This window comes from Acidobacteriota bacterium, assembly GCA_020845575.1.
Taxonomy (GTDB): Bacteria; Acidobacteriota; Vicinamibacteria; order Vicinamibacterales; family Vicinamibacteraceae; genus Luteitalea.
This window is the reverse complement of sequence record JADLFL010000035.1, coordinates 15,358-40,133: the sequence shown is the minus strand read 5'-3', so window position 1 is coordinate 40,133 and position 24,776 is coordinate 15,358. Positions and strand designations below refer to the sequence as shown.

Here is a 24,776-nt window from a genome sequence, read left to right as displayed (position 1 = left end):
GGTCAGTCCGCGTCGTGCTCGTCCAGGACGCGGACGAGTCCGAGGTCGATCAGGCGCGTCACGAGATCGCGCATGTCGCGTTCGCAGGTGGCATCGTCCACGTCGAACTCCGCCGTGACGCGCGCGCACAGCGCATCGAACGTCACGGGGACGGCGAGTGCCGCCCACGCGCTCGTGCCCGCCCCCTCGATGGTGAAGTACCGGCCCGCCACGGGATCCAGCAGAATGCTGGCCTCGTCGCCGACACTACTACCGAGCACGTCGGCGCGAGCCACCAATCGCGAGCCGGGGGTGAGCACGAGGTCCATCATGCCACGAGAGCCATCGACGCGCTTCCGTTTGCCATGCACGCGCGGCGTGGCCCACACTGCGACGTCATGACGATGATCGAACGCCGATACCGGCTCGGCGGAATGGTCGTGCGATCGCCATTCGAGTTGCCCGGCGTCCCCGCCGCCGATCCCGCTGCCGCCGCCGATCTCACCATCGTCGACCGCCGAGGTATGCCGCCGCCTGATGGCGACACCCACGAGGCCAGTTCCGATGGCCGGCGCGTCAGGGTCGTGGCTGCCGGCGCCGGGCGTTTCATCGTCGAGGACGGTGCATACGTGCTCGCCTGGCCTCAGGCCGACGTCGAGCCAGGGACATTGGCGCAGTGGCTGACAGGCCCCCTGCTGGCTGTTGCGGCGATGCAGCGCGGGCGTCTGGTCCTGCATGGGGCTGTCATCCGGATCGGTTCGGCAGCCGTCGTCGTGCTCGCCCACTCCGGCGTTGGCAAGTCCACCATGGCGACGGCGTGTGCCGGCCGCGGGCACGCCCTGCTCGCCGATGACATCGCCGTCGTGGACGCCGGGGACGGAGACCACCCGCGCGTGCATCCCCACGCGCCATTCGTGCGTCTGCACGAGCCGCCGGCGGGCGTCGAGGTCCGGGCGTCGTGGATGGCCGCAGACAAGCGTACCTATGCCTTGCCGGCTCTCGCGTCGGACCCGGCTCCGATAGCGGCGCTGGTGACGCTCGACGATGGGGACTTCGCGTGCGAGCGTCTCGACCCCGGTGCTGCCGCAATCGAGCTGGTGCGGTACTCGTTCTGCCGGCCGCTGCTCGTCGACATCCAGCGTGCCCGGCACCTGCGGCAGTGTGCGCACCTCGCGGCGCGTGTGCCCGTGTGGTCGCTTCGACGACCGCGTGAGTTGACCGTCATCCCCGCCGTCGTCGACGCGCTGGAGGGGATAGTCGCCGCGCCATGGCGTGCTACACTTGCGTCGGCATTACCTCAACAGGAGATTCGTCGTTGACTTCATGCACGCTCAAAACGACCGTTCCCGGGACGGAGAAGACGCCACGCAAGCCGTACCAGACGCCTCGTGTCGTCGATCACGGCGACCTGGCGCGGATGACGCAGCAGAGGCCCTCTGCCGCGTCCGAGTTCTAGTCAGCGCTCGTGCGTTTGCGTCACGCACACCCTCTCAGGCGTGACTCCCACTCCCTTCACCGTGCGAGGCGAAGTTCGTCGAGGCGAGTCGCGATGACCGTCATCGCATCGGCGACGGTCGCGTCGTTCGGGCCTCCACGCAGCGCGGCACCGACCTTGGCGGCGTCCTCCAGTGCCGTGATGGCGGCCGTTCGCCGTCCGATCCGGGCCAGCGCGTAGCCCTTGTCTCTCAGCACCACGAATCGCAGGTAGCGGTACGTGAGGACCTCCGGATCCTCGGCGAGGAGGCTGTCGACGTTCGAGGTGGCCCGCTCGAGGGCCGACAAGGCGTCGTCCATCCGTGCCGGCTGCGCGTTCGCGTACACGCGTCCGAGCCGCACGTGGACGTTCGCGAGGTCGTACAGCGCACGCCGATCCTTCGGATCCTCGGCGCGCGCCTGCTCGATGAGTGCGGCGGCTTTCGTGAACGCGGTGACGGCGCCATCGGTATCCCCGAGATTGTCGGGCCTGTATCCGAGCACGTCACCGAGCGTGCCGTAGCCGATGGCGAGCGCGCGACGGTATGCGGCGTTGTCGGGGTGCTCGTGCACCAACGCCTCACGGATCGTCGTGGATTCCCTGTAGTGCGTCGCGGCGTCGGTGAGCCTCCCCGCCCCGAGCTGCGCGGTACCGACGGCCAGGTGTGCCGCCGCGAGCGAGTTCCTGTGGAGGGAGTTCTGCGGCGCGGCCGCGACGAGGCGCTCCGCGAGCGCCATCGCATCGGTCCCGTCTCGTTCGGCGGCGCCGAAATCACGCCGTTCGAATGCGGCGCGGCCTCTGTTGGCCACGATGCTGCCCAGGACATCCATCGTGGCGATGTCGTCCGGACGGGCTGCCAGCAGCCGGCGCCCGATGGCGACGCCCTCGTCGAGATCGGCGATCGCGCCATCGACATCCCCACGTGCGCGTCTCACGACGCCGCGGAGATTCAGCAGCGACACCGTCTGTCTCGCCGCGTTTTCCTGTGACGCGAACGGCTGCAGCAGCGCGATGCCCGTGTCGTAACTTGCCAGCGCGCCTTCCGTGTTCCCGAGGTTCGGCCCTGTCGGCAGCCCCTGCGCGGAGCCGACCTTTTCGTACGCGCTCGCGAGCTCGACGGCCAGGGCCGCGTCGGTCCCGACGTCGGCGCGCAGGCTCTCGAGGTACGTGAGGGCCGTCTGCACGATCGCGTGGCGTGCTTCCGTGGATCCCGGCAGCATGGCGATACGGTCGTGGACGTCGGTGACGAACGTGTTGGCGAGCGCCCGCACCTGCTGGAAGCGACGATCGGCCTTGCGCCCTTCGTTCAGCGCCGATACGAGTCCGGCGACGGCGAGCGTCGCGGCGATGGCGACGGCCGTCACGGCAACGGCGTGGCGTGCCACGAACTTGCGCGCACGGTGCAGCGGACTCGCCATGCGTGCGCGAATCGGGCGGTTCGTGAGCACGCGCGTGATGTCGTCGCGCAACTCCGCCACGGAGCGGTAGCGCTCGTCGGGTGCATGACTCACGGCCGTGAGCGTGATGGTGTCGATGTCGCCTGCCACGCGCCTGGCCAGATCGCGCCGGCCGGCCGCGCGCAGACGTGCGCTCGGCGCGTCGAGTGCGGCCTCGGAGAGTGCGGCGACGAGGCTCGCGTCGGCTGTCGTCTCCGTACTCCGGGCACGCGACTCGCACACCAGTTCGTAGAGCACGAGGCCAAGCGAATAGACGTCGGTGCGGACCGTGATCGGCCATCCGCGCACTTGTTCGGGACTCACGTACGCCGGCGTCCACGCGGTGACCGCCGTGAGCGTGGCGTCTGCGGCGCGTCCGCCGAGCACCTTGGCGATGCCGAAGTCGAGGAGCTTGGGCACGCCGCCTGCCGTGACGAGGATGTTGGCCGGCTTGATGTCGCGATGCACCACGAGATGGTCGTGCGCGTATTCGACCGCGAGACACACGTCGATGAAGAGGCGCAGGCGCGCGTCGAGGTCGAGGCCGTGCCTGTTGCAATACGCAGTGATGGGCTCGCCGTCAACGAGCTCCATCGCGAAGTACGGCACGCCGTCTTCCGTGCCGCCGTCGAGCAGCCGCGCGATGTTGGGGTGTTCGAGACCGGCGAGGATCTGGCGCTCCGCGCGGAAGCGGGCGGCCGAGTCGTCGCCCCCGCGCCAGTCGGGAGCGACCTTGAGCGCCACGCGCTTGTCGAACGCCGCGTCGGCGCGTGCGGCCTCGAACACGAGACCCATGCCCCCGCGTCCGATCTCGCGCAGGACGACGTATGAGCCGACACGGCGTCCGATCCACGAACCGGGTGCGATGGCCGCGACGGCGTCGGCGGCACGCGCGATGGCGTCTCCGATGCGCGCGGGTGCGTGTTCGGCCGCGCCCAGCATGCGCCGCAGGATGCGCGCGAGGCTGGCATCGCCGGCCGCATGGCTTGCGATCGCGGCGTCCCGCTCGTCTGCCGGGACGTGTTCGAGAGCGAGGAACGCGCGCTCGACGCGTTCCCACAGCACCGGATCGAGCGGCGCGCCGGTATCAGTCCTGTTCGCCGTCATCGGCCATCGCCTGGCCGAGCCACGCTTCGGCCACCTTCTGATCCCGGCTCACAGTGGCCGGTGAGACGCCGAGCACGTCGGCGGCTTCCTCCACGTTCAGGCCGCCGAAGTAGCGCAGCTCGATGACCTGCGCCTGCCGTGCGTTGGCTGTCGCCAGCCGTGCGAGGGCGGCGTCGAGCGACAGCAGGTCCTCGAACGCCGGTGCATCCGTGCCGACGTCGGACGCACACGCCACGCGCATGTGGTCGCCCCCGCGTTTGTCGGCGCGGGTGGCGCGCGCATGGTCGATCAGGATCCGCCGCATCACCTGCGCCGCGAGCGCGTAGAACTGGCGCCGATGTTCGAATGAGGGGTTGCCCTGGCGCACCAGTCGCAGCCACGTCTCGTGGACGAGTGCCGTCGGCTGGAGCGTGTGGTCGTCGCGTTCCCGGCGCAGATATGCGCCTGCGTTGTGGCGCAACTCGCCGTAGACCAGCGGCATCAACTCGTCGAGAGCGTCGCGATCGCCGTCGCTCCAGCGCGCCAGCAGCGTCGTGACGTCTCCCGCCATGGCGGGAGTATAGCCCCGGCCTCACGAGCACCAGGCGCTCCAGTTGTCGTGACTACGGTTCGATCGGCAGATTCACGCGCAGGTCCCACGTCCAGGGCTTGCCCGGGCCGGTCCCCTTCAGTTGCGCCGTGACGGTCCCGCCAGGCTTCGCCGTGCCGCTCAACACCGCGAGGCCGCAGCCCCGCGCGTCTGCGTTGTTGCCGATCGCACCATCGACGGGGAAGTCGGCGCCGACGAAACAGAACGTGACGGACGCAATGGTCAGCGGTGCGCCGCGCTTCAGGTGCAGTACCAGCCTGCCGGGCGCCTCATCGGCCGCGTCTCGGCTCTTGCGCATCGCGGGCGTCGGCGTGCGATCGAAGAACGCGATCGTGATCCGATCGTCGCTGTCGTCGTACCTGTCGAACCAGGCGACGCCGGCCGTGTACGTGAGGCGCTCGGATCCCAGCGTCGCGGTGCCCCCCGTGACGTTCCTCTCCGCCGCCGCTGTTGCCGCCGCCTTCTGCGCGAAGGCCGCCCCTGAGTGCAGGGCAAGGATCGCCACCGCCAGCAGTCCCGCCGTCAGGATTCGTCGTGTGCGCATGTTGTCTCCATTCCCCTCATTCGCGGCATTCCGGCATCGCGGCATTCTCTCTACCCCACCAAGCGCGATCCTCCGGATTTCCTTTCACAGCCCGGCCCACACGAAACGCGTTTCAAGAAATGGTCCCGAATTCCGATTGTGCGGAGGCAGGAGTTCTGCGCGCCAATGACTGGCGTGTTCGGAAGACCCCAGCCTTTCGGAGTGGTTATGCGGAAATCGGTTGCCTTGCGCTGGCGTGTCGGACTGGTCCTGTCCGCCATCGTCGCATCGGGCGTTGGAAGTCTCGCCCTGTTCACCAATGGTGGGTTCGAGAACGGAAACCTGTCGAGTTGGACTGTCACCACGTTCCTGAACCCCAGTTTGACTGGCTCCGCACCGTATGGGGCCAGCAGCATCGTCAGGAACACGGGCGGTGCCAACAACACATTCGTGGTCGGGACGCTGGGAAGTGGTCCCTTCTCGGTTTCGGTCACCGAGACGAACAACCAGTTGAAGGTACCGCGGTTCGGCGACTTCGCCGCCGTCGTGAACTACGCGGGCAGCAGCAACAATGCGAACGCGTTGAAGCAATCGACGACGGTCCAGTCGTCTGACGTGGACAGCCTCGACGGCAAGGTCCACATCCGGCTCGCGTACGCGCCGGTGTTGGCCGACGGCTCACATGCCGGCCACCAGCAGGCATGGTTCTTCATCATCGTGCGCAACAAGTCGCGCGGGAACGCGGTGCTCTACGAGCGAATGTCGTATGCCGCCGAACCAGGCGTGCCGTGGAAGACCCACAGTGGTTACACCTTCACCGACTGGCAGATCGTGGACATCGCGCCGGGCAATGCGTCTCTCGCCGTGGGCGACGAGATCGAGCTCGAAGCCATCGCCTCGCGCTGCTCGCCGGGTGGCCACGCGGGATGGGTGTACGTCGACGCGTTCGGATCGCAAATTCCAGGTCCGAGCGTCATCGCGACCGCCCCAGCGCAGGTCAATCCCGGCGGCCAGATGACGTACCACCTGACGGCGCGCAACCAGGGGACCGGCGACCTGCAGAACGGCGTCGTGAAGTTCACGGTACCGCCGCAGACGACCTTCGTCTCCGTGAGCGATTCTCTCAACAGCTGCACGCAGTCGGCCGGCGTCGTCACGTGCAACATCGGGACGCTGCCCGTCGACCAGCTCCATCCGATCGACATCGTCGTCAACGTCAACGGCGGCGCCTCGGGCACCATCGCGGCAGGCAACTACAGCATCGAGGGTACCAACGAGCCCGCACTGCTCGGACCCGTGGTCAACACGAGCGTCACCAACAACACGCTCGTCGACCTGAAGGTCGACGTCGACAATGGTCAGACGGGTGTCATCTCCGGTCAGACCACGACCTACACGATCACGGCCAGCAACCTGAGCAACGTCGCCGTCAATGGGTCCACCGTGACGGCCACGCCGCCTGCCGGCCTCAGCAACGTCACATGGACGTGTGCCCTGTCAGGTGGCGGGGCGTGCCCTGTCGCCAGCGGAAACGGCGCGATCAGCCAGGTTGTCGATCTGGCGGCCAACAGCAGCGCCATCTACACGGTCACGGGGACCGTGACGGGCGCGTCAGGCACGCTCTCGATGCCCGCCAGCATCGCCGTCGGGGTGGGCGTCACGGACCTCGACCCATCCAACAACGCGGCGGCCGACAACGACGTGATCACGCCCAACAGCGCGCCTGTCGGCGTCACCGACACCTACACGGTGGCCGAGGACGGCGTACTCACCGTCAATGCGGGGCTTGGCGTACTCGCCAACGACACCGATGCTGACGTCAACCCCCTCACGGCCGTACAGGTGAGCGGGCCCACGCACGGCACGCTGTCATTCAACGCCGACGGCAGCTTCGTCTACACGCCGCCCGCGAACTACTTCGGCCCCGACTCGTTCACCTATCGCGCCAATGACGGCCTCGCGACCAGCGCCGTCACGACGGTGGACCTCACGGTGACGCCGGTGAACGACGCGCCCACTGTCGATCAGCCCACGAATCTGACGATGCACTGGAGCGATGGTCCGCAGACGATCACGCTGACGAGCCTGTCTCCAGGTCCAGGCGAATCGGAGCCGATCAGCATCACCGTCACGAGCAGCGTGCCTGGTACGGCGCAGACGAGCACCGTCACCTACGGTGGCGGCTCGACGGGCACGTTCACCATCACGCCGGTGCCCTACAAGCAGGGCCCGGTCACGGTGACGGTCGAGGTCTTCGATGGTCAGGTGACGACCACGCGGACGTTCGTGGTGAACGTCGTTCCGCCGCCGTTCTACGTGACGCACATCTATCCCGCGTCAGGCCCCGCAGAGGGTGGGACGCTCGTGAGCATCCACGGCGCCGGCTTCACGCTGCCGGGTACGCCTGGCGTGACGCCCACGGTGTTGGTGGGCGGCGTGCCGGCTCCGAAGGTCGTCGTGGAGTCCGACTCCATCGTCAGGTTCGTGACGCCGCCGCTGCCGGCCGGTCATCCGCTCGACGTGCAACTGGTCCTGCCCGGTGGCAACGGCACGCTCGTGAAGGCCTACACGCCGTACGAGCGTCCCGAGCCGACGCCGACCGAACCCACGGAGCCGACGCAGCCCGGTCAGCCGGAGCCGCCGGCACCCGATCCGACCAATCCGATGGATCCCTCGGCGCCGACCGTCGACTCCGACGGTGACGGCATCCCCGACGTGTGGGAGGAGTTCTACGGACTCGATCCGCACGATCCGAACGACGCCGCGAGTGACCCCGACGGCGACGGCAAGAGCAACTTCGAGGAGTTCGAAGCCAACACGCATCCGAATGGCCAGCACGGGATCTTCTTTGCCGAAGGTACCGCGCAGGATCCGTTCACGACGTGGCTGAACTTCTACAACCCCGCGCCGTTCGAGTCGGCCGTCCAGCTCACCTTCTATCTGGACGACGCGACCGTCGTGAAGCACCTGGTGAGGAGCCGCCCGCAGGGTCGCCTTACGGTGGATACGTCGATGATTGCCGGTCTGCAGAACCACGCGTTCGGCATCCGCGTGGAAGCCGACGAGGCCGTCGTGAGCAACCGCACGATGACGTGGAACCGCCGCGGCGAAGGCGCGACGGCGGAACGCGCGATGCCCCTCTCGCCCACGTGGTACTTCGCGGAAGGCACCACGCACGAAGGACTGCACACGTTCCTCCTGCTCACCAACCCGACCGAGGAGGACATCACGGCCGACGTCGAGTACCTCGTATCGGGGAACGGCTACTCCGTGATGCGCAGCTACTTCGTGCCGAAGCACTCGCGCCAGACGGTGTGGGTCAATCAGGAAGGACCTGAACTGCAGGATCAGGGCTTCGGAACGGTGGTGCGTGCGTCGGCGCCCCTCGTCGCCGAGCGCGCGACCTACATCATTCGCGACGGCAGGTTCGAAGCCGGCGAGACGTCCTTCGGATCGCCCGGGATCGGCACGGAGTGGTTCTTCGCCGAGGGCTCGGCAGGTCCGTTCTTCGACTCGTTCCTCCTCCTGGTCAACCCCTCGGACACGACGGCGGAGGTCGACGTACGGTATCTCCCCGACCATGGTGAAGGGGTGACGCGCACACACATCGTCGGGCCCAGGAGTCGTGTGACGGTCCCGCTCGACAAGGAGCACGACTGGGAGAGCTGGACGGGTCTCGGCATGCACGTGACGTCGAAGAACGATGTGCCGATCATCGCCGAGCGCGCGATGTGGTGGTCCACCAACGGGCAGCCCGGGTGGGAAGAGGGCCACGGCGGTACCGGTCTGCTCGCGCCAGCGCTCTCGTTCGCCATGGGCGACGGCGTGGCAGGCGGACCGCAGGGGGCCGCGACGTATCTGCTGGTCGCCAATCCGTCGGACGCCGACGCGATCGTGCGCGTGACCATCGCATTCGAGGATGGCACGCCCTCGGAGAGTCGCGAGTACATGGTCCCTGTCGGTCGCCGACAGACGCTGAACGTGGCGGGTGAGTTCCCGACCGCCAGAGACAGGCGATTCAGTGCGCGCGTGGACAGCCTCAATGCCACGCCGATCGTCGTCGAGGAGTCCATCTACTGGTCGCTCGGGACCGGAACCTGGAAGACCGGCGTCAGCCTGCCTGCCACGCGCCTGCAGTAGGGGCAACTCGCGACATCAGGATGGAGCGCACGGGCGTCAGCCCGTGCGCTCTCCGTTTCAGCGCGCCGGCACGACGCGCGTCGTGTACGCGACGCCATCGGGCGTCTCGCCGACAGACAGGTGTCCGACGACGGTGCGCGACGCCGGGTCGATGATCGCCACGCGCGTCTCGGCGCTGAGCGACTGGAAGGCGTACCGTCCGTCCGGCGTGATGGTGATGCCCTGCGGCGCGCCCGCGAGCGGAAGTGTCGCGATCTCCTTACGTGCGGCGCGGTCGATGAAGCGCACGATGTTCAGCGTGGGATCGGGCACGATCACCTGCTTCCCGTCAGGCGTGAACAGCATCCTGTACGGCCACTTCATGCCCGTCGTCGCTGTCGTCACGGCGCCCGTCTGCGGATCGAGCACGCTCACCTGACCCAGGCGATTGCTGCCGACCCAGACTTCCTTCCCATCGGGCGTGACGTCGATGGCTTCAGGCACGCCGGGTACCGGGTAGCTGCGCACCAGACGGTTCGTCGTCAGGTCGAGGCGCGTCACGCTGTCGTCGCGCATGTCGCCGGTGTAGCCGAACGCCCCGTCAGCCGTCACGCCGACCATGTGCGATCCGCCGGCATCGGTCGAGATCGCGTGACGCACCACACCCTCGACGATGTCCACGATCAGCACGGCGCGCGTCAGCTCGCACGTCACGGCTACCAGGCGATTGCCGGGCAGGCCAGCGATCCCGTGCGGCGCGCGATGCTCGCCGAGGTCGATCGTGCGCGCCACCTTCAGGCCGGGGACGTCGATCACCGTGAGCGTGCGCCGCTCGCCGCCGTAGTTGGTGATCGCAGCCAGCGCACCGTCGGTGGTGACGATGACCTCGTGCGGGTTGGTGCCCGTGGGCAGCGTGGCCAGCGTGCGCCCCGATGCGACGTCGACGACCGTCGCCGTGGACGGCGTCTTGTTGGTCACGACGAGCGTGCCCGTGAGTCCCGGGACCTGCGCGTGCACCGCCGGCAGGCCGGCGACCAGAAGAAGACCACTCAGCAGCGCCGCGCGCCTGCCGAGACGAAGCGAGGGGGAGAGGGACATGGGGGAAGTGTACCGGCAACCGGCAACCGGCAACCGGCAACCGGCAACCGGCAAACCGGCAACCGGTCAGCGGGCACCGGGCGTCGTGGCGAGCCAGGTTTCGTGGCTGGCCCACACCTTCGGCCAGAGCGTGACGGCGTCGGGCAGGTGCAGGTCGAATCTGTCGGCGAGGACCTGCACGAACTCGTCGGCATCGCGCAGCACGCGACTCGTCACGCCCGCGCGCGTGACGTCGCGCAGGGTGGCGCCGCGCAGCGTCACCAGGCCGTAGCCAACGAAGCGTTGGCACACTGTCGATCGGACGAACCCGGATTCGGGCGAGGTCTGCAGATCGTGGCACTTCGCGGCGAACGCGTCGAGCGCACGTGGCGTGCGCATGAAGTCGAAACCGTCGGCACCGCCGAACCGGTGGTTGTCGACGCGCCAGCGTTCCCCGGCGCGCGTGACGCCGAATCGCAGAAAGCCGCGGCGATAGCGGCCGGGTTCGAGTGGAAGCGGCGTCAGGAACCCGTCGCCGAAGCCCACGTCGACGATCCACTCCTGACCGAGTGTGACCAGCAGCACGAGATGGTTGCCCTCGGCCTGCTCGCCGCGTGTGGCGCGGCCCACGGCACCCGCGAGGTAGTGTACCCGGAAGCCGAGCGTCTCGAGCACGCGCCCGAACACGCCGTTCATCTCGTAGCACCAGCCGCCGCGCCGCCGGTCGATCAGCTTCTCGAACATCGCTTCGGGATCGAGCACGATCGGTACGCCGAAGTGGATGTCGAGATTCTCGTAAGGGATCGCCAACAGATGGGCGCGATGCAGTGCGCGCAGCGTCGAGAGCGTCGGCGCGATCGAACCCGCATGGCCAACCCGAGCCAGATAGCGGCGCACCTGTGCGTCGGACAACGGAGGCAGCGTGGACATGGCCGAACTGCCGTAAGCGCCCTACCGTACCCGTTCGGCCGAGAAGCGGACGCGCGTGAAGAGCTCGGGGACGTGCGAGTCCCATACGCCGTGCGGGCTCCACGCCCAGCCGCCGGGGTCACGCGCGGGGGCGGCTTCCTTGTACGTGTTGAAGCGCGAGAAGTCCATCGCCCAGACGTCGCCGTCGCGCGGTGGTAGCGAGCGGCCGTCTGGCATCGCGAGGGGTTCGAGCGACTTCCACGGGATCCGCAGTTCCACCGACCAGCCGCGATCCCTGTCCGAGTTGTCGTTGATCGTGCCGTCGACGTGGACGGCCGTGACAAGGCCGGGCATGTCCCAGTTCCAGTAGCCGATCCGGCGGCCGCGCGGATGGTTCTTCAGGCCCACGCCGTTGAACGGCCGCACGCCGTCGCGCGCGCGATCGAACTCGGGCCGCGCGGCATATCCGCTCGACGCATACTGCTGCTCCCACACGAAGAACACTTCGTAGATCGTGCCGAACGCGTTGATCTCGAACTCGTAGTACGCGTCGCGTCCCGCGATGAAGAGCTCGACGTCGTTGTCCTTGTAGATCGGCGCGTCGCGTTCGGTGAGCGTTGCCGCGACGAAGGGCTCCTCGATCCAGTACCCGACGTACAGGTGCGTGTCGTCCCACAACACGGCGGCGCGCGTGTCGTGGACCCCCGGGCGTCCGGCGAGCAGATCGGAGAATCGCGGCGACCGCTCGGCGTGCTGCCAGTCGGCCTCGTCGAGGCGTCCGTCCATCACGATCGGACCAGTGGCGCGCTTCGCCGTGTACTGCGCGATGCGGCCCTGCGGCCACGGGAACGCCCACTCCTGACCCGACGCAAGGACGCCGCCGCACATCACCAGCACCGCCGCGAGCACGCCATGCCGGCGACGCATCACACGGCGTCCGAGCCGCTCGAGAACCGGAACTCCCTGATGCGCGCGGCGGGACACACCAGCGACAACCCCGACGCGCCGATGCCTTCGCCGCTCACGACGCGTTCCGGTGCCGTCATCGCGTCGACGTTGCTCAGGGCTACGATCGGGCTCTCGTTCCAGCGCATGTTCTTGACCGGGCGCGTCACCTTGCCGTCCTCGATGAGGAACAGGCCGTCGCGCGTGAGTCCCGTGAGCAGGAGCGTCTGCGGATCGAGCGGGCGGATGTACCAGAACCGCGTCACGAGCAGTCCGCGGCGCGTGCCCGCGATCAGATCGCTGACGGTCTCGGTGCCGCCGTCCATGATCAGGTTCGACGGCGACGCGGTGGGCGCCTTGCCCATCTTCTCCGCCCAGAACCGCGTGTACATCAGGTTCTGGAGCACGCCCTTCTCCACCCACACGCGCTTCTCGGTGGGCAGCCCCTCGCCATCGAAACTCATCGTCGGGGCGAGCGGGTGCGACGGGTCGGTGTGGATGCGCACGTTCTCGCCGACGATGGTGTCGCCGATCCTGTTGCCGCCGCCACGCCTGGCGAACGCGCTGCGCCCTTCGTCTGCCTGCCGCGCGGCGGCGGAGAAGAACATGTACGCCACCATGTCGGCGACGGCGGCGGGCTCGAGCACGACGGTGTAGACGCCAGGCTCGATGCCCGTCGGATTGCGCGCCGTGGCGGCCTTGCTGATGGCCGTCTCGGCGAGCACGTCGGGGCGCAGGAGCGACAACTGGTTGTACGCCCTCGAGGCCCATCCCGAGCCTGACCCATCGGGCAGGCGCGCGGTGAGGTTGTAGGCGGCAGCGGTGTACTTGTCGTAGGCGAAGAGGCCGGCGGAGTTGGCCACGGTGCGTATCGCCGCCTGCGTCTCGACGAAGCCCGCTGTGACCACGTCCTTCTTCTTCGCGAGATCGATCGCCGTCGCGACAGACGATGCGCGCCAGTCCGGCGTGGCAGACGCCGTATCGTCGAAGTACGCGGAGGAGGAGGCGTACTGCTGCGGCCCGAGGAGCGGCATCGCCTCGGGGTTCTCCGGCGAGGCCTTCGCGATTTCCTCGGCGTTGCGCAGCGCCGTCTGCAGGCTGGCATCGTCGAAGCGCGCGGTGGTCACCGTGCCCGACCGTTTGCCGAAGCGCGCGGTGATGGCCAGGCCCACGTCGGCGGTGGCGCCTGCCGTGGACACGGAGTTGCGCGCGAACCGCACGCTGGCGCGTTCGCTGCCGTCGATGGCGACCGTCGTGTGCTCGGCCTTGCTCAGTGCGAGCGTGCGGTCGACGAGTGCCTTCGCCTGTTCTCTCGTCCAGATCATGGTTACTGTCCGGTGTTGAGGATGTTGACGCCCGAGAAACGCGCGATCGGACAGCCGTGGCTGACCGAGTTGATCTGCACGGGCTGGCCCTTGCCATCGCTGAACGCGCCGTTGAGCGCGTACGTCGACGGACCGCCGAGCATGTCGCACGCCTTCCAGAACTCCGGCGTGTTGGCCTGGTACGCGAGGTCGCGCAACTGCGTCGTGATGCGGCCGTTCTTCACTTCCCAGAACGTCTGGCCGCTGAACTGGAAGTTGTAGCGCTGGTGGTCGATGCTGAAGCTCGAATCGCCCTTCACGTACACGCCGTCGTCGGTGGCGGCGATGATGTCTGCCTCGCTCACATCCTTGGTCCCCGGTTCGAGCGAGACGTTGGGCATGCGCTGGAAGGGCACCGAACCCCAGCTGTCGGCGTAGCTGCAGCCGTGCGACGTCTTCTGGCCGATGAGGTGCGCCTGATCGCGCGTCGTCTGGTAGTCGACGAACGTGCCGTCCTTCACCAGGTGCCACCGCGACGTCTTGACGCCGTCATCGTCGTAGCCGCAGGTGGCCATGCCGTGTTCCTGCGTCTTGTCGGCCACGAGGTTCACGATCTTCGCGCCGAACTGGAACGTGCCGAGCTTGTCGGTGGTGAGGAAGCTCGTGCCCGCGAAGTTGGCTTCGTAGCCGAGCGCGCGATCGAGCTCGGTGGGATGGCCGACAGACTCGTGGATCGTGAGCCAGAGGTTCGACGGGTGCAGGATGAGCGTCTTCGATCCGACGGGCGCGGGCTTGGCCTTGTGCGTCGCCACGGCTTCTTCGGCCGCCACGCGCGCCTCCGCGAGCAGCGGGTACGACTCCACGTACTCGTAGCCCATGCCCATCGGCGACGTGAGCGCCCGCCGCGAGTAGAACTTGCCGCTCGCCTTGTCGACGGCCGTGACGCTGAACGAGGGATACGACCGGATCAGCGACTGCTCGATGTGCGAACCCTCGCTCGACGCGAAGTACTTCTGCTCGTTCACGAACTGCATGGATGCCGCCACGAAGCTGGCGCCGGGCACCTTCAACGCTTCTTCGTGGATCTGCAGCAGCAGGTCCAGCTTCGATTGCAGCGGCACGTCGAAGGGGCTCTTCTTGACCGGCGTATTCCAGGTCGTGTCGTACTTCTCGACGGGTGCGAGCCGCACGGGGTCCGCGTTGATCGCGCGGTTGGCCTTCGCGATGGCCACCGCCTGCGCCGCCACGCGCGCGATCTCGTCCCGGCTCACCACGCTGCTGCTGGCAAAGCCCCACGTCCCGTCGACGATGAGGCGGATGCCGAAGCCGTAGTCGTCGGTGTTGACGATGTTCTGCACGCGCCTGTCACGCGTGAAGATGAACTGGTTCCTGTAGCGGTTGATGCGGATGTCGGCGTACGACGCGCCGAGCGATGTGGCCGTGGCCAGCGCCGCGTCGGCCAGATTGCGGAGCTCGCTGGCGCCCTGCCCGAAGAGCACCTCCGGCGACACCGCCGACGCCGCTCCCAGCGCCACCATTGACTGCACGAACTGACGACGATCGATCATCGGCGTTCCTCGATGGACAAGCGTCCTGCTGGAGTACGCGGCGATCCTACAGCAGGGACGAGAATGCCGCGACGGTCGGGCTCTCCGAGCCCGGCCGTCCACGATGCCATAATCCGCATCATGTCCAGACACGCGATCGTCGCGCTCGCCCTTGTCGCGGCATGCCTCGGCCTGTCCGCGCGTGCTCAGCAGCAGTCGTCACAAGCCCGCCAGACGCCCATTCGCGCGCTCTACGTCACGGGCGGCGGGTTCCACGACTTCGTGAAGCAGGAAGCCGTCCTGCCTCCCGGCATCTCGCAGCGCGCCAACGTCACGTGGACGATCGATCACACCGCCGGAAAGTCGACGGAAACGCTCATCGATCGCCACAAGGACACGGCCTGGACCAACGACGTCGACGTCGTCCTCTACAACATGTCGTTCTCGCACGTGGTCGACGTGCCGTGGATCGAGCGCCTCGCGGCCGCGCATCGCGACAGCGGCGTGGGCGCTGTGATCCTCCACGGCGGCGTGCACAGCTATCGCCGCTCGACGACGCGCGCGTGGAGCGAGCTGATGGGCGCGTTCAGCCTGCGTCACGACTCGCAGCGCCCGCTCACGATCGAGGTCATCGATCCCTCGCACCCGCTCATGCGTGGTGTGCCGAGCCCGTGGACGATCCCGTCGGAGGAGCTCTACGAGCTCGAACGCACGTGGCCGACGATGACGCCGCTGGCGCAGGCATACAGCGTCGAGTCGAAGAAGACGTACCCGGTGATCTGGACCAACACACACGGCAAGGCGCGCGTGTTCGTCACCTCGCTCGGTCACCACACCGAGACGATGGATCAGCCAGCCTACCTGGACCTCGTGACGCGCGCGGTGGTCTGGGCGGCAAAGTAACAGTAGTGCCGGGAATGCCGAATGCCGAATGCTGAATGTCGGTGCCCGGTGCCCGGTGCCCGGTGCCCGGTTGAACGTACTATTCCCCCATGCGTTTGATAGACAAACCCGGCCTCGCGCCGATCCGGCCGTTGCTCGACGACCCGTCGGTCACCGAGATCATGATCAACGGGCCGCAACAGGTGTTCGTGGAGCGCGAGGGCCGCATGCAGGAGGTGCCGTCGGTGTTCGCGACGCCGGCACAACTCGACCTGCTCGTGGACAACCTCGTCGTGGCGTCGGGGCGCGGCGTGAGCGCGCGGACGCCGATGGCCGACTTCCGCATGGAAGACGGCTCGCGCGTCAATGTCTGCATCGCCCCCGTGTCGCTGCAGGGATCCGCGGTCACGATCCGCAAGTTCACGCACGCGGTGCGCACGCTGCGCGACCTCATCGACCGCGGCACGCTCACATGGGGGATGGCCGAGTTCCTCTCGTGCGCCGTCCGCGCCCGCCTCAACATCGTGTTCGCCGGGGGCACGGGGTCGGGCAAGACGACCACGCTCGGCATCCTCGCCAACGAGATCCGCGGCGGCGAGCGCGTGGTGGTGATCGAAGACACGGCGGAGCTCGACCTCGCCGTGCGGCACTGCGTGCGCCTCGAAGCGCGGCGCGCCAATGCCGAAGGTGCCGGAGCGATCTCGCTCGGCGACCTCCTCCGCAACAGCCTCCGCATGCGGCCCACCCGCATCATCGTCGGCGAGATCCGCGGCGAGGAAGCGTTCGAGATGGTGCACGCGATGACGAGCGGGCACGACGGATCGATGGCTGTCCTGCACGCGAGCACGCCCGCACATGCGATCGCACGACTGGAGCTGATGCTGCTCTCGAAAGGCCTCGAGATGCCCCTCTGGGCCATCCAGCGACAGATCAGCAACAGCGTCGATCTCGTGTTGCAGCATCACATCATGCAGGACGGCGTCCGCCGGATTACGGACATCACCGAAGTCAGCCGCGTCGAGGACGGGCAGGTGGTGCTGGAGCCGCTGTTCACGTATCGCCTCGACGGCTACGACAAGGACGGCCGAGCGGTCGGCGAGTTCGTCGCGAGCGGCCGGAGGCCGAAGTTCTTCGACAAGCTGAAGCTCGTTGCCGGTTCCAGCACCGACGCGATACTCGCCGGCCGCGACGAGTGACGCCCCGAAGCCCTCCGCGTTGCCGTCAATCGACGACGTGGAGCGTGGTGGAGACCTGGTCTTTCGTGCGGTAGCGGCACTCGACCTCGATCCGCAGACGATGCGTGCCGGGTACCGGTCGCGGCGAGTGAAGCGTGAGGATTGTCGTCCGGGAGTCACCGGGCGCGAGATCGAACAGTGTGTCCTTGCTCGACGCGTTCGTGTACCCATCCGCCGACGTATAGTCGGCCTTGCCCGCCCGGCACTGCAGCGCCGTGACCGTGCCCTGGTTGGCGATGACGACCGAGATCTCACCGGTGCCGTTGCGCATCTCCGCCGGCTCGAGCGAGACGATGCGGACCGACGTGCCCGTTACCATGCCCTCCCAGCGGAACAACAGTCCGCTGTCGCCCAGGTAGTAACCGCACAGTCCCAGCATCGTGAACGGTCCCATGATGCCGAGGACGAGCACGACGAAGTCGGCGATGGCCACACCCACCCGGGCAGTGACAGGTGCGTCGGGATCGCCCTCGTAGAGGCCGGCGGTGTTGTTGGCCATGATCAGGCCTGCCGCATCGTCCTGGCCGTACGATTCGGCCACCGTCGTGCCGAGTGCCCGTCCGATGCGCTGCATGATCCTGTCGCGCAGGAACTGCATGAAGATGAAGGCCCAGATGAGATAGCCGAAGAACGCCGCGGCGCCCACCATCTCGACGAGCCCTACCTGATCCATGGGTGGTAGATTGCCATGCCTATGGCGATCTCCGCTTGACGAGGACGTCGTGCCTTCGTCCGGACGGCGAGCGCACTGCTCGACGCCTGAGCGTCAGGCAACGACGGGGAGATGCCTTACCACGCGCCGAGAGACGTACGACGGCGGCGGTTCTCGGTCGATGTCGCGATTGAGTCGCGCCTCGGCATCGGGCATAGTGCGGCGGGATGGCGACGCGCCTGCTCATCGTCGACGACGATGTCGAGCTGACCGGCATGCTGAGCGAACTGCTCGGGCAGGAGGGGTTCGAGATCGACACGCTCGCGAGCGGGGCCGACGCGGCGGCACGCGCGGCCACCGGCGGATACCAGCTCGTGATCCTCGACGTGATGCTGCCAGGCGAGAACGGCTTCGACGTGTTGCGCGCGCTGCGGCGGACGTCGCGCGTGCCGGTGATCCTGCTCACCGCACGCGGTGCCGACATCGATCGCATCGTCGGACTCGAGATCGGTGCCGACGACTACGTCCCCAAGCCGTTCAATCCCCGCGAGCTGACGGCGCGCATCCGCGCCGTGCTCCGGCGCGTCGAGACCCCGTTTGTCGGTCACGATCGCGAGACCCTGGCGGTCGATGACGTCGTCCTCGACCCAGCGGCGCGTACGGTGGATCGCAATGGGGAACTCGTCGACCTGACGGCCGTGGAGTTCGACATCCTGCGCGCGCTCCTCGCCGACGCGGGCCAGACCGTGACGCGCGAGGCCATCGCCGAGCACGTCCTCGGCCGCCGGTTCGAGCCGTTCGATCGCAGCGTCGACATGCACATCAGCCGTCTGCGGCGGAAGCTCGGCCCGCGCGCCGGCGGCGACGAACGCATCAAGACGATCCGCGGCATCGGCTACATCTACACGGTATCGGCGAGAGGACGGTGACTCCATGCGCGGCATCGCCCTCACGATCTTCCTGAGCTTCTGGCTGATCTTCGCCGTCCTCATCGCCGCGTTCGCCGTCCTGCCGAACGAGGGGTCGAGCGTGCGCTTCGCCGACCATCTGCACCAGCACGGGCTGGTCGCCGCGGGTCTCTTCGAGCGTGAAGGGAAGGAGGCGTGCGACGCGTACATGGCAGTGCTCGCCGAGCGCGGTCGCATGGCGATGTCTCTCGTCGACGCATCGGGGCAGCTCGTATGTGGAGACGCGGCCGCGACCCATGCCACGCGCCGCGTCGTCACTGACGGTGCAGGCGCGTCGTTCACCGCCGCCGGCACCGCGCTCGACGGCTTCAGGGATCTGCGACTGCGCCCGTCGTTCCCCTACACCGCGGTGGTGCTGGCCATTCTCGTCTCCGGCATCGTGTGCTTCCTGGTGGCGCGGTCCCTTGCGCGTCCCATTCGCGACGTGCGCGACGCCAGCCATCGTCTCGCGGCCGGCGACCTGCAGGCGCGTGCCAGCGCAGCCACGTCCGTGCGGCACGACGAGATCGGCGACCTCGGCCGCGACTTCAACGCGATGGCCGGGCGCATCGAAGCCCTGGTGACCGCGCAGAACCAGCTTCTCTCGGACATCTCGCACGAGCTCCGATCGCCGCTCGCGCGCCTGCACGTCGCGCTGGAACTGGCACGCCGAAAGGCGGGGTCGGCCGCCGAGACCGATCTCGCGCGGATCGAGACGGAAGCCGATCGCATGAACGACCTGATCGGTCGCGTGCTGTCGCTCGCGCGGGCGGAGCACGACGAGACGGCTGAAGCGGCCGCGCGCCTCGACCTGGCCGCCCTGGTGCGCGACGTTGCCGCGGATGCGGATTTCGAGGCGTCGCAGCAGGACAAGGCCGTGGACGTCGTCGTGTCGGCCCATCCGACGGTGAACGGGCGCGCGACGCTCATCGCCAGCGCCGTGGACAACGTGCTGCGCAACGCGGTTCGACACACGCCCGCCGGCACGCGCGTGCAGGTGGCGATCGATGAGGCCGACGACGCGGCCACGATCAGCATCCGCGATCACGGGCCCGGCGTACCGGCGACTGACATCGAACGCATCTTCACGCCGTTTCACCGTGTCGGCATCGATCGCAGCCAGTCGTCCGGCGGCGTGGGGCTCGGACTGGCGATCGCGCGCCGTGCGATTGCGCTCCACGAGGGGACGATCGCGGCCGAGAACGCGGCCGGCGGCGGCCTGCGCGTGACGATCCGTCTGCCGCGCTGACATTTCTTTACACAACCGCGACACGTCGTGACGGGCATCGTGTGCGCGCCATCGTCCAACCGATCAGGACATGGCGATGGCACACATCCACGCTCGACTCTCTCTGATCATCCTCACCGGCCTGACGGCGGGCTGTGTGGCACGGGCCGGTGTGCCGGTCACGGCGGCGCCGGCGCAGTCGTCTGCCTGGACATCGACGGCACACGGCGTCGTCACGACGAGCGCCGAGGACCTCTCGCAGTGGTGGACCCACCTCGGCGACGAGACGCTCACGTCCCTCATCGAACGCGCGCTCCACGAGAGCCCGACGGTACAGCTTGCGCAGGCGCGGTTGCGGCAGTCACGCGCGCAGCAGGCCCAGGCTGCCGCTGACCTGTGGCCGACGGTCTCGGCCTCGGGATCGGCCAGCGGGCGGCGCAGCGCGAACCGTGTGTTCTCGCCGGATGGATCGCAGACAGTCACCAACAACGTACTCACGGGGTCGTATGGCGCCAGCCTGGATGCCAGTTGGGAACCCGATGTCTTCGGCGGCACGCGTCGCGGCATCGATGCCGCGCGCGCCGATCTCGCGGCGACGGTGGCCGACCTGCAGGCCACGCATGTATCGCTGGCAGCCGAAGTCGCACTGAGCTACGCAGAGCTGCGGACCCTGCAGGCCAGGCTGGAGATCGCGCGGCGCAACGAAGCCAGCCAGGCAGAGACACTCGAACTCACGGGCTTTCGTGCGCAGGCCGGTCTGGTGGGCAGCATCGACGTGGAGCAGGCGCGAACGAACGTCGAACAGACACGCGCGCAGATCCCCGCGCTTGAAGCGGGCATCACGCAGGCGACCTATCGCCTTGCGACGTTGACGGGTGCCGCCGCAGGCACGCTGACCGAGTCGCTGCGCCGGTCAGCGCCGCTGCCGTCCGTGCCTGCAGAAATCGCCGTGGGCATTCCGGCAGACACGCTGAGGCAGCGTCCCGACGTACGCGCGGCGGAATTGCGCATCGTGGCGGAGACCGCCCGTCTCGCGCAGGCCAGTCTTCGGCGCCACCCGCGGTTCTCGTTGTCCGGCACGCTCGGCGTCGAGGTGCTCACCGGCGCGATGACGGGTGGCACGACCACCGTGGCGTCGATGGCTGCCGGCCTCGCGCAGACGCTGTTGGACGGCGGGCGCATCCGCCAGCAGATCGCGATTCAGAACGCCGTACAGGAACAGGCGGTCGTGAACTACGAGAGCACCGTGCTCACGGCGCTCGAAGACGTGGAGTCGGCGCTCGTGTCGTTCGAGTCCACGCGGCAGCGCCTGCAGTCGTTGCGGGCGGCCACAACGGCGGCCGAGAACGCGGTGCTCCTGGCGCGCAGCCAGTACAGCGCCGGATTGACCGACTTCCAGACCGTGCTGAACACGGAACGCTCTGTGCTCACGCTGCAGGAAAGCGTGGCGCAGGGCGAAGGTGAACGCCTCAACGCCGTGATTCAGCTCTACAAGGCCATGGGCGGCGGCTGGTCGCTCGAGGCGACGACCGCGACACTCGCGGAGAAGGCCACATCATGAAGACGACGACACAGTCCCGGGCCGACCTTTCGGCCATTCTCGCCAACGACACCGGATCGCGTCGCCTGACGCGCCTCGTCACCTGGGTCGTCGTCGCGTGCCTCGTCGGCGGTGGCGTGTGGATCTGGCAGAGTCGCGCACAGCAGGCAGCCGCGGCGGCGGCATCCACCCGATACGTCACCGAAGCAGCCACGCGCGGCCGTCTCGACGTGAAGGTGGCCGCGACAGGTAACCTGCAGCCGACCAATACCGTCGAGGTGGGCAGCGAGCTGTCAGGCCTGGTCGAGTCGGTGTTCGTCGACGACAACCAGACGGTGAAGAAGGGACAGGAACTGGCCCGGCTCGACACCGAGCGCCTGCGCGACCAGATCACGCGATCGCAGGCGACGCTGGCGTCGGCGCAGGCACGCCTGGCGCAGTCGGAGGCCACGGTGAAGGAAGCCTCCGCCGCACTCGACCGCTTTCGCGAAGTCTCGCGACTGTCGGGCGGCAGGGTACCGTCGAAGGCCGAGATGGAGAGCGCGGAAGCCACGCTCGCGCGAGCCGAGGCCGACCGTGCCAGTACGGCGGCGACCGTCACCGAGGCCAGGGCGGCGTTGAGTTCCGATCAGATCAATCTTTCGAAGGCGTCGATCCGGTCGCCCATCAACGGCGTCGTGCTGAAGCGATCGGTCGAACCCGGACAGACCGTGGCGGCATCGCTCCAGGTGGCCACGCTGTTCACCATTGCCGAGGACCTCCGCAAGATGGAGCTCGAGGTGGACGTGGACGAGGCGGATGTCGGCCGCGTGGCCGATGGTCAGGCGGCGACGTTCAGCGTCGACGCGTATCCGGACCGCACGTACACGGCCACCGTGACGCGCGTGGCCTACGGCGCCACGACGACCACCGACGTCGTGTCGTATGCGACGGTGCTGGTGGTCGAGAACGACGATCTCAGCCTCAGACCCGGCATGACGGCATCGGCGGACATCGCCACGGCATCCGTCGAGAACGCGCTGCTCGGGCCCAACGCCGCCCTGCGCTTCACGCCGCCAGCCACGGCCGCGGCGAGTCGTGGATTCAGCATCATGCCTCGTCCCCCGCAGCAGACGCCGCGACAGACGGAGGCGACGCCCACTGACGGCTCGCGCGCGCTCTGGGTGCTGCGCGACGGACAGGCGGTGAGCGTGTCGGTTACCGTCGGGCAGAGCGATGGGCGCCACACGGCAGTCACGTCTGGCGAACTGGCGGATGGAGATCAGGTGATCACCGAATACGTCGCGGGGACGCAGTCATGACCCTCACGCTCGAACGCGAGTCGATGGCGCCTGCGGCAGCTGCGCCATCGCCGGCCCCTGTCATCGAGCCACGCGACGTCATCATCGACATCGCCGACGTCACCAAGACCTATGGCGAAGGGTCGTCGGCGTTCCAGGCGTTGCGCGGTGTCAGCTTCTCCATCCGCCGGGGCGAGTTCGTCGCGATCACCGGGCCCAGCGGATCGGGCAAGTCCACGATGATGAACGTCCTCGGCTGCCTCGACACACCCTCGTCCGGGCACTACCGCTTCCGTGACGTGCAGGTGGACCGCCTGTCGCGCAACCAGCGGGCGCTGTTGCGCCGGCACTGCTTCGGATTCGTGTTCCAGGGCTTCAATCTGCTGGCGCGCACCACGGCGCTCGAGAACGTGGAACTGCCGATGCTGTATCGCGGCGTCGGCAGCCGCGAACGCAACCGGCGCGCCATGGAGGCGCTCGAACTCGTGGGCCTCACGCGGTGGGCGACGCACACGCCGGGTGAACTGTCCGGTGGCCAGCAGCAGCGCGTGGCGATCGCGCGCGCGCTCGTCACCGACCCCGACGTGCTGCTGGCCGATGAGCCGACGGGCAACCTCGACACGCAGCGCAGCCGCGAAATCATGGATCTGATCACGTCGCTCAATCGCGGTCGCGGGATCACGGTGCTGATGGTCACGCACGAGCCGGACATCGCCGCGCATGCCGACCGCACGATCCACTTCGTTGACGGCCTCATCGATCGCGACACACGGAAGGAGCCGGTGCACTGATGCTGCTCAACACGATCCTGCTCGCCCTGCGCGGACTCGCCCGCACCAAGTTGCGGTCGGTCCTCACCATGCTCGGCCACGGGATCGGCGTGACGGCGGTGGTCACGATGGTGACGCTCGGCAACGGCACCACGCAGTCGGTCTCCGCGCAGATCGCGAGCCTGGGGAGCAACCTGCTCATCGTGATGCCTGGGCAGCGAGGCGGGCCGGGATCGGCCGGGTCGTCAGCGCCCCTCTTCAAGGTCGCCGACGCCAGGGCGATCGAGGATCAGGTCAGCGGCCTGCGTGCGGTTGCGCCGAGCGCGAGCCAGTCGACGACGGTCGTGGCCATGGCGCGCAACTGGACGACGTCGGTGACAGGCACCACGTCCGGCTACTTCACCGCCGCCAACTGGACGATCGCGTCAGGCCGTGTCTTCTCCGAAGCCGAGGAGCGATCGGGGGCAGCCGTGTGCGTCATCGGCGAGACGGTGCGGAACAAGCTGTTCGGCGCCGCCAATCCCGTCGGCAGCGTCATCCGCGTGAAGCAGTTCACGTGCGACGTCATCGGGCTGCTGGCCTCGAAGGGCCAGGCGTCGATGGGGCGCGACCAGGACGACACGGTGGTGATCCCGCTGCGGACGCTCCAGCGTCGCGTGACAGGCAACCAGAACGTGAGCCAACTGACCGTCGCCGCGCGCGACGGTGCGTCCACCGATCGCGTCAAGGCCTCGATCGAAGAACTGATGCGCGAACGGCGGCGGATCACGGCGGGCGAGAACGACGACTTCAACGTGCTCGACACGCGCGAAATCGCCCAGACGATGACGGGAACGACCAGGTTGCTCACGATGCTGCTCGGCGCCGTGGCCGGCGTGAGCCTGCTGGTGGGCGGCATCGGCATCATGAACATCATGCTCGTGTCGGTCACCGAGCGCACGCGCGAGATCGGCACGCGCCTGGCGATCGGGGCCCTCGAGCGGGAAGTGCTGTCGCAGTTCCTCATCGAGGCGGTGACGCTGTCGTCGCTCGGCGGCGTCATCGGTCTGGCGCTGGCCACCATCGCGTCAATCGTGCTGTCGGGCGCGATGATGGTGCCGTTCGTGTTCGACACGCGCATCAACGTGATCGCCTTTGCGTTCTCGGCGGGCCTGGGTGTGCTGTTCGGCTACCTGCCGGCCAGGCGCGCGGCGCAGCTCGATCCCATCGAGGCCCTCCGCCACGAGTAGCCCC

General features: G+C 68.1%; 20 protein-coding genes. 10 read left to right on the top strand and 10 right to left on the bottom strand.

Annotation, left to right across the window (positions count from 1 at the left end; genetic code table 11):
* Positions 1-2 precede the first annotated feature (2 nt).
* Positions 3-299: a PqqD family protein gene (locus IT182_09730; GenBank protein MCC6163615.1), complete on the bottom strand. Its 297-nt coding sequence runs from the start codon at positions 297-299 to the stop codon at positions 3-5.
* Positions 300-377: 78 nt separating this feature from the next.
* Here IT182_09730 and IT182_09725 point away from each other — a divergent pair, with 78 nt between their 5' ends.
* A complete protein-coding gene (locus IT182_09725) occupies positions 378-1,298 on the top strand; it encodes a hypothetical protein (GenBank protein MCC6163614.1) in 921 nt (306 codons plus the stop codon).
* A gap of 193 nt (positions 1,299-1,491) precedes the next feature.
* Here the strand turns inward: IT182_09725 and IT182_09720 are convergent, their stop codons facing one another.
* From IT182_09720 to IT182_09710, 3 genes are read right to left on the bottom strand one after another with little or no spacing between them, the layout of a single operon-like run.
* On the bottom strand, positions 1,492-3,996 hold the full coding sequence (locus tag IT182_09720) for a protein kinase (GenBank protein ID MCC6163613.1): 2,505 nt from the start codon (positions 3,994-3,996) through the stop codon (positions 1,492-1,494).
* On the bottom strand, positions 3,977-4,546 hold the full coding sequence (locus tag IT182_09715) for a sigma-70 family RNA polymerase sigma factor (GenBank protein MCC6163612.1): 570 nt from the start codon (positions 4,544-4,546) through the stop codon (positions 3,977-3,979). The genes IT182_09720 and IT182_09715 overlap by 20 nt, the downstream gene beginning before the upstream one ends.
* Positions 4,547-4,598: 52 nt before the next feature.
* Entirely contained in the window at positions 4,599-5,129 is a 531-nt protein-coding gene (locus IT182_09710) for a hypothetical protein (protein MCC6163611.1), read from the bottom strand.
* Positions 5,130-5,354: 225 nt separating this feature from the next.
* On the opposite strand from IT182_09710, the gene IT182_09705 reads away from it, so the two are divergent.
* A complete protein-coding gene (locus tag IT182_09705; protein MCC6163610.1) occupies positions 5,355-9,248 on the top strand; it encodes a cadherin-like domain-containing protein in 3,894 nt (1,297 codons plus the stop codon).
* Between the two features lie 57 nt (positions 9,249-9,305).
* Here the strand turns inward: IT182_09705 and IT182_09700 are convergent, their stop codons facing one another.
* The 5 genes from IT182_09700 to IT182_09680 form a co-directional block, all read right to left on the bottom strand.
* Positions 9,306-10,325 carry a hypothetical protein gene (locus IT182_09700; protein ID MCC6163609.1) on the bottom strand — a complete coding sequence of 340 codons (1,020 nt, stop codon included), beginning with the start codon at positions 10,323-10,325 and terminating at the stop codon, positions 9,306-9,308.
* 66 nt (positions 10,326-10,391) lie between these two features.
* Positions 10,392-11,234 carry an arylamine N-acetyltransferase gene (locus IT182_09695; GenBank protein MCC6163608.1) on the bottom strand — a complete coding sequence of 281 codons (843 nt, stop codon included), beginning with the start codon at positions 11,232-11,234 and terminating at the stop codon, positions 10,392-10,394.
* 21 nt (positions 11,235-11,255) lie between these two features.
* Positions 11,256-12,101, bottom strand: coding sequence for a carbohydrate-binding family 9-like protein (locus IT182_09690; GenBank protein MCC6163607.1), 846 nt, complete (start codon positions 12,099-12,101; stop codon positions 11,256-11,258).
* 38 nt (positions 12,102-12,139) lie between these two features.
* Positions 12,140-13,483 (bottom strand): TldD/PmbA family protein, encoded by a 1,344-nt coding sequence (locus IT182_09685; protein ID MCC6163606.1) that lies wholly within the window; start codon positions 13,481-13,483, stop codon positions 12,140-12,142.
* Positions 13,484-13,485: 2 nt separating this feature from the next.
* Positions 13,486-15,027, bottom strand: a complete 1,542-nt coding sequence (locus IT182_09680) for a TldD/PmbA family protein (GenBank protein ID MCC6163605.1) — start codon at positions 15,025-15,027, stop codon at positions 13,486-13,488.
* A 123-nt stretch (positions 15,028-15,150) separates the two neighbouring features.
* On the opposite strand from IT182_09680, the gene IT182_09675 reads away from it, so the two are divergent.
* Complete coding sequence (locus IT182_09675; GenBank protein ID MCC6163604.1) at positions 15,151-15,912, top strand: ThuA domain-containing protein; 762 nt, start codon at positions 15,151-15,153, stop codon at positions 15,910-15,912.
* A gap of 89 nt (positions 15,913-16,001) precedes the next feature.
* Entirely contained in the window at positions 16,002-17,087 is a 1,086-nt protein-coding gene (locus IT182_09670; GenBank protein ID MCC6163603.1) for a CpaF family protein, read from the top strand.
* A gap of 25 nt (positions 17,088-17,112) precedes the next feature.
* Here the strand turns inward: IT182_09670 and IT182_09665 are convergent, their stop codons facing one another.
* Complete coding sequence (locus tag IT182_09665) at positions 17,113-17,799, bottom strand: hypothetical protein (protein MCC6163602.1); 687 nt, start codon at positions 17,797-17,799, stop codon at positions 17,113-17,115.
* A gap of 206 nt (positions 17,800-18,005) precedes the next feature.
* Here IT182_09665 and IT182_09660 point away from each other — a divergent pair, with 206 nt between their 5' ends.
* The 6 genes from IT182_09660 (at position 18,006) to IT182_09635 (ending at position 24,772) form a co-directional block, all read left to right on the top strand.
* A complete protein-coding gene (locus tag IT182_09660; protein MCC6163601.1) occupies positions 18,006-18,707 on the top strand; it encodes a response regulator transcription factor in 702 nt (233 codons plus the stop codon).
* Between the two features lie 4 nt (positions 18,708-18,711).
* Positions 18,712-19,974, top strand: coding sequence for a HAMP domain-containing protein (locus IT182_09655; protein ID MCC6163600.1), 1,263 nt, complete (start codon positions 18,712-18,714; stop codon positions 19,972-19,974).
* Between the two features lie 76 nt (positions 19,975-20,050).
* Positions 20,051-21,514, top strand: coding sequence for an efflux transporter outer membrane subunit (locus IT182_09650; GenBank protein MCC6163599.1), 1,464 nt, complete (start codon positions 20,051-20,053; stop codon positions 21,512-21,514).
* Positions 21,511-22,794 (top strand): efflux RND transporter periplasmic adaptor subunit, encoded by a 1,284-nt coding sequence (locus tag IT182_09645; GenBank protein MCC6163598.1) that lies wholly within the window; start codon positions 21,511-21,513, stop codon positions 22,792-22,794. The genes IT182_09650 and IT182_09645 overlap by 4 nt, the downstream gene beginning before the upstream one ends.
* A 23-nt stretch (positions 22,795-22,817) precedes the next feature.
* The gene (locus IT182_09640; GenBank protein MCC6163597.1) at positions 22,818-23,564 is read left to right on the top strand and encodes an ABC transporter ATP-binding protein; all 747 of its coding nucleotides are present in this window, start codon (positions 22,818-22,820) and stop codon (positions 23,562-23,564) included.
* Positions 23,564-24,772 carry an ABC transporter permease gene (locus IT182_09635; protein ID MCC6163596.1) on the top strand — a complete coding sequence of 403 codons (1,209 nt, stop codon included), beginning with the start codon at positions 23,564-23,566 and terminating at the stop codon, positions 24,770-24,772. Before IT182_09640 ends, IT182_09635 begins: the two co-directional genes overlap by 1 nt.
* Positions 24,773-24,776 lie beyond the last annotated feature (4 nt).

Excerpts from the sequence above, each read along its gene's own strand:
- IT182_09725 (MCC6163614.1), top strand. The coding sequence starts at position 378 with ATGACGATGATCGAACGCCGATACCGGCTCGGCGGAATGGTCGTGCGA.
- IT182_09720 (MCC6163613.1), bottom strand. The coding sequence starts at position 3,996 with ATGACGGCGAACAGGACTGATACCGGCGCGCCGCTCGATCCGGTGCTG.
- IT182_09715 (MCC6163612.1), bottom strand. The coding sequence starts at position 4,546 with ATGGCGGGAGACGTCACGACGCTGCTGGCGCGCTGGAGCGACGGCGAT.
- IT182_09710 (MCC6163611.1), bottom strand. The coding sequence starts at position 5,129 with ATGCGCACACGACGAATCCTGACGGCGGGACTGCTGGCGGTGGCGATC.
- IT182_09700 (MCC6163609.1), bottom strand. The coding sequence starts at position 10,325 with ATGTCCCTCTCCCCCTCGCTTCGTCTCGGCAGGCGCGCGGCGCTGCTG.
- IT182_09695 (MCC6163608.1), bottom strand. The coding sequence starts at position 11,234 with ATGTCCACGCTGCCTCCGTTGTCCGACGCACAGGTGCGCCGCTATCTG.
- IT182_09690 (MCC6163607.1), bottom strand. The coding sequence starts at position 12,101 with ATGTGCGGCGGCGTCCTTGCGTCGGGTCAGGAGTGGGCGTTCCCGTGG.
- IT182_09685 (MCC6163606.1), bottom strand. The coding sequence starts at position 13,483 with ATGATCTGGACGAGAGAACAGGCGAAGGCACTCGTCGACCGCACGCTC.
- IT182_09675 (MCC6163604.1), top strand. The coding sequence starts at position 15,151 with ATGTCCAGACACGCGATCGTCGCGCTCGCCCTTGTCGCGGCATGCCTC.
- IT182_09670 (MCC6163603.1), top strand. The coding sequence starts at position 16,002 with ATGCGTTTGATAGACAAACCCGGCCTCGCGCCGATCCGGCCGTTGCTC.
- IT182_09665 (MCC6163602.1), bottom strand. The coding sequence starts at position 17,799 with ATGGATCAGGTAGGGCTCGTCGAGATGGTGGGCGCCGCGGCGTTCTTC.
- IT182_09660 (MCC6163601.1), top strand. The coding sequence starts at position 18,006 with ATGGCGACGCGCCTGCTCATCGTCGACGACGATGTCGAGCTGACCGGC.
- IT182_09655 (MCC6163600.1), top strand. The coding sequence starts at position 18,712 with ATGCGCGGCATCGCCCTCACGATCTTCCTGAGCTTCTGGCTGATCTTC.
- IT182_09650 (MCC6163599.1), top strand. The coding sequence starts at position 20,051 with ATGGCACACATCCACGCTCGACTCTCTCTGATCATCCTCACCGGCCTG.
- IT182_09645 (MCC6163598.1), top strand. The coding sequence starts at position 21,511 with ATGAAGACGACGACACAGTCCCGGGCCGACCTTTCGGCCATTCTCGCC.
- IT182_09640 (MCC6163597.1), top strand. The coding sequence starts at position 22,818 with ATGGCGCCTGCGGCAGCTGCGCCATCGCCGGCCCCTGTCATCGAGCCA.
- IT182_09635 (MCC6163596.1), top strand. The coding sequence starts at position 23,564 with ATGCTGCTCAACACGATCCTGCTCGCCCTGCGCGGACTCGCCCGCACC.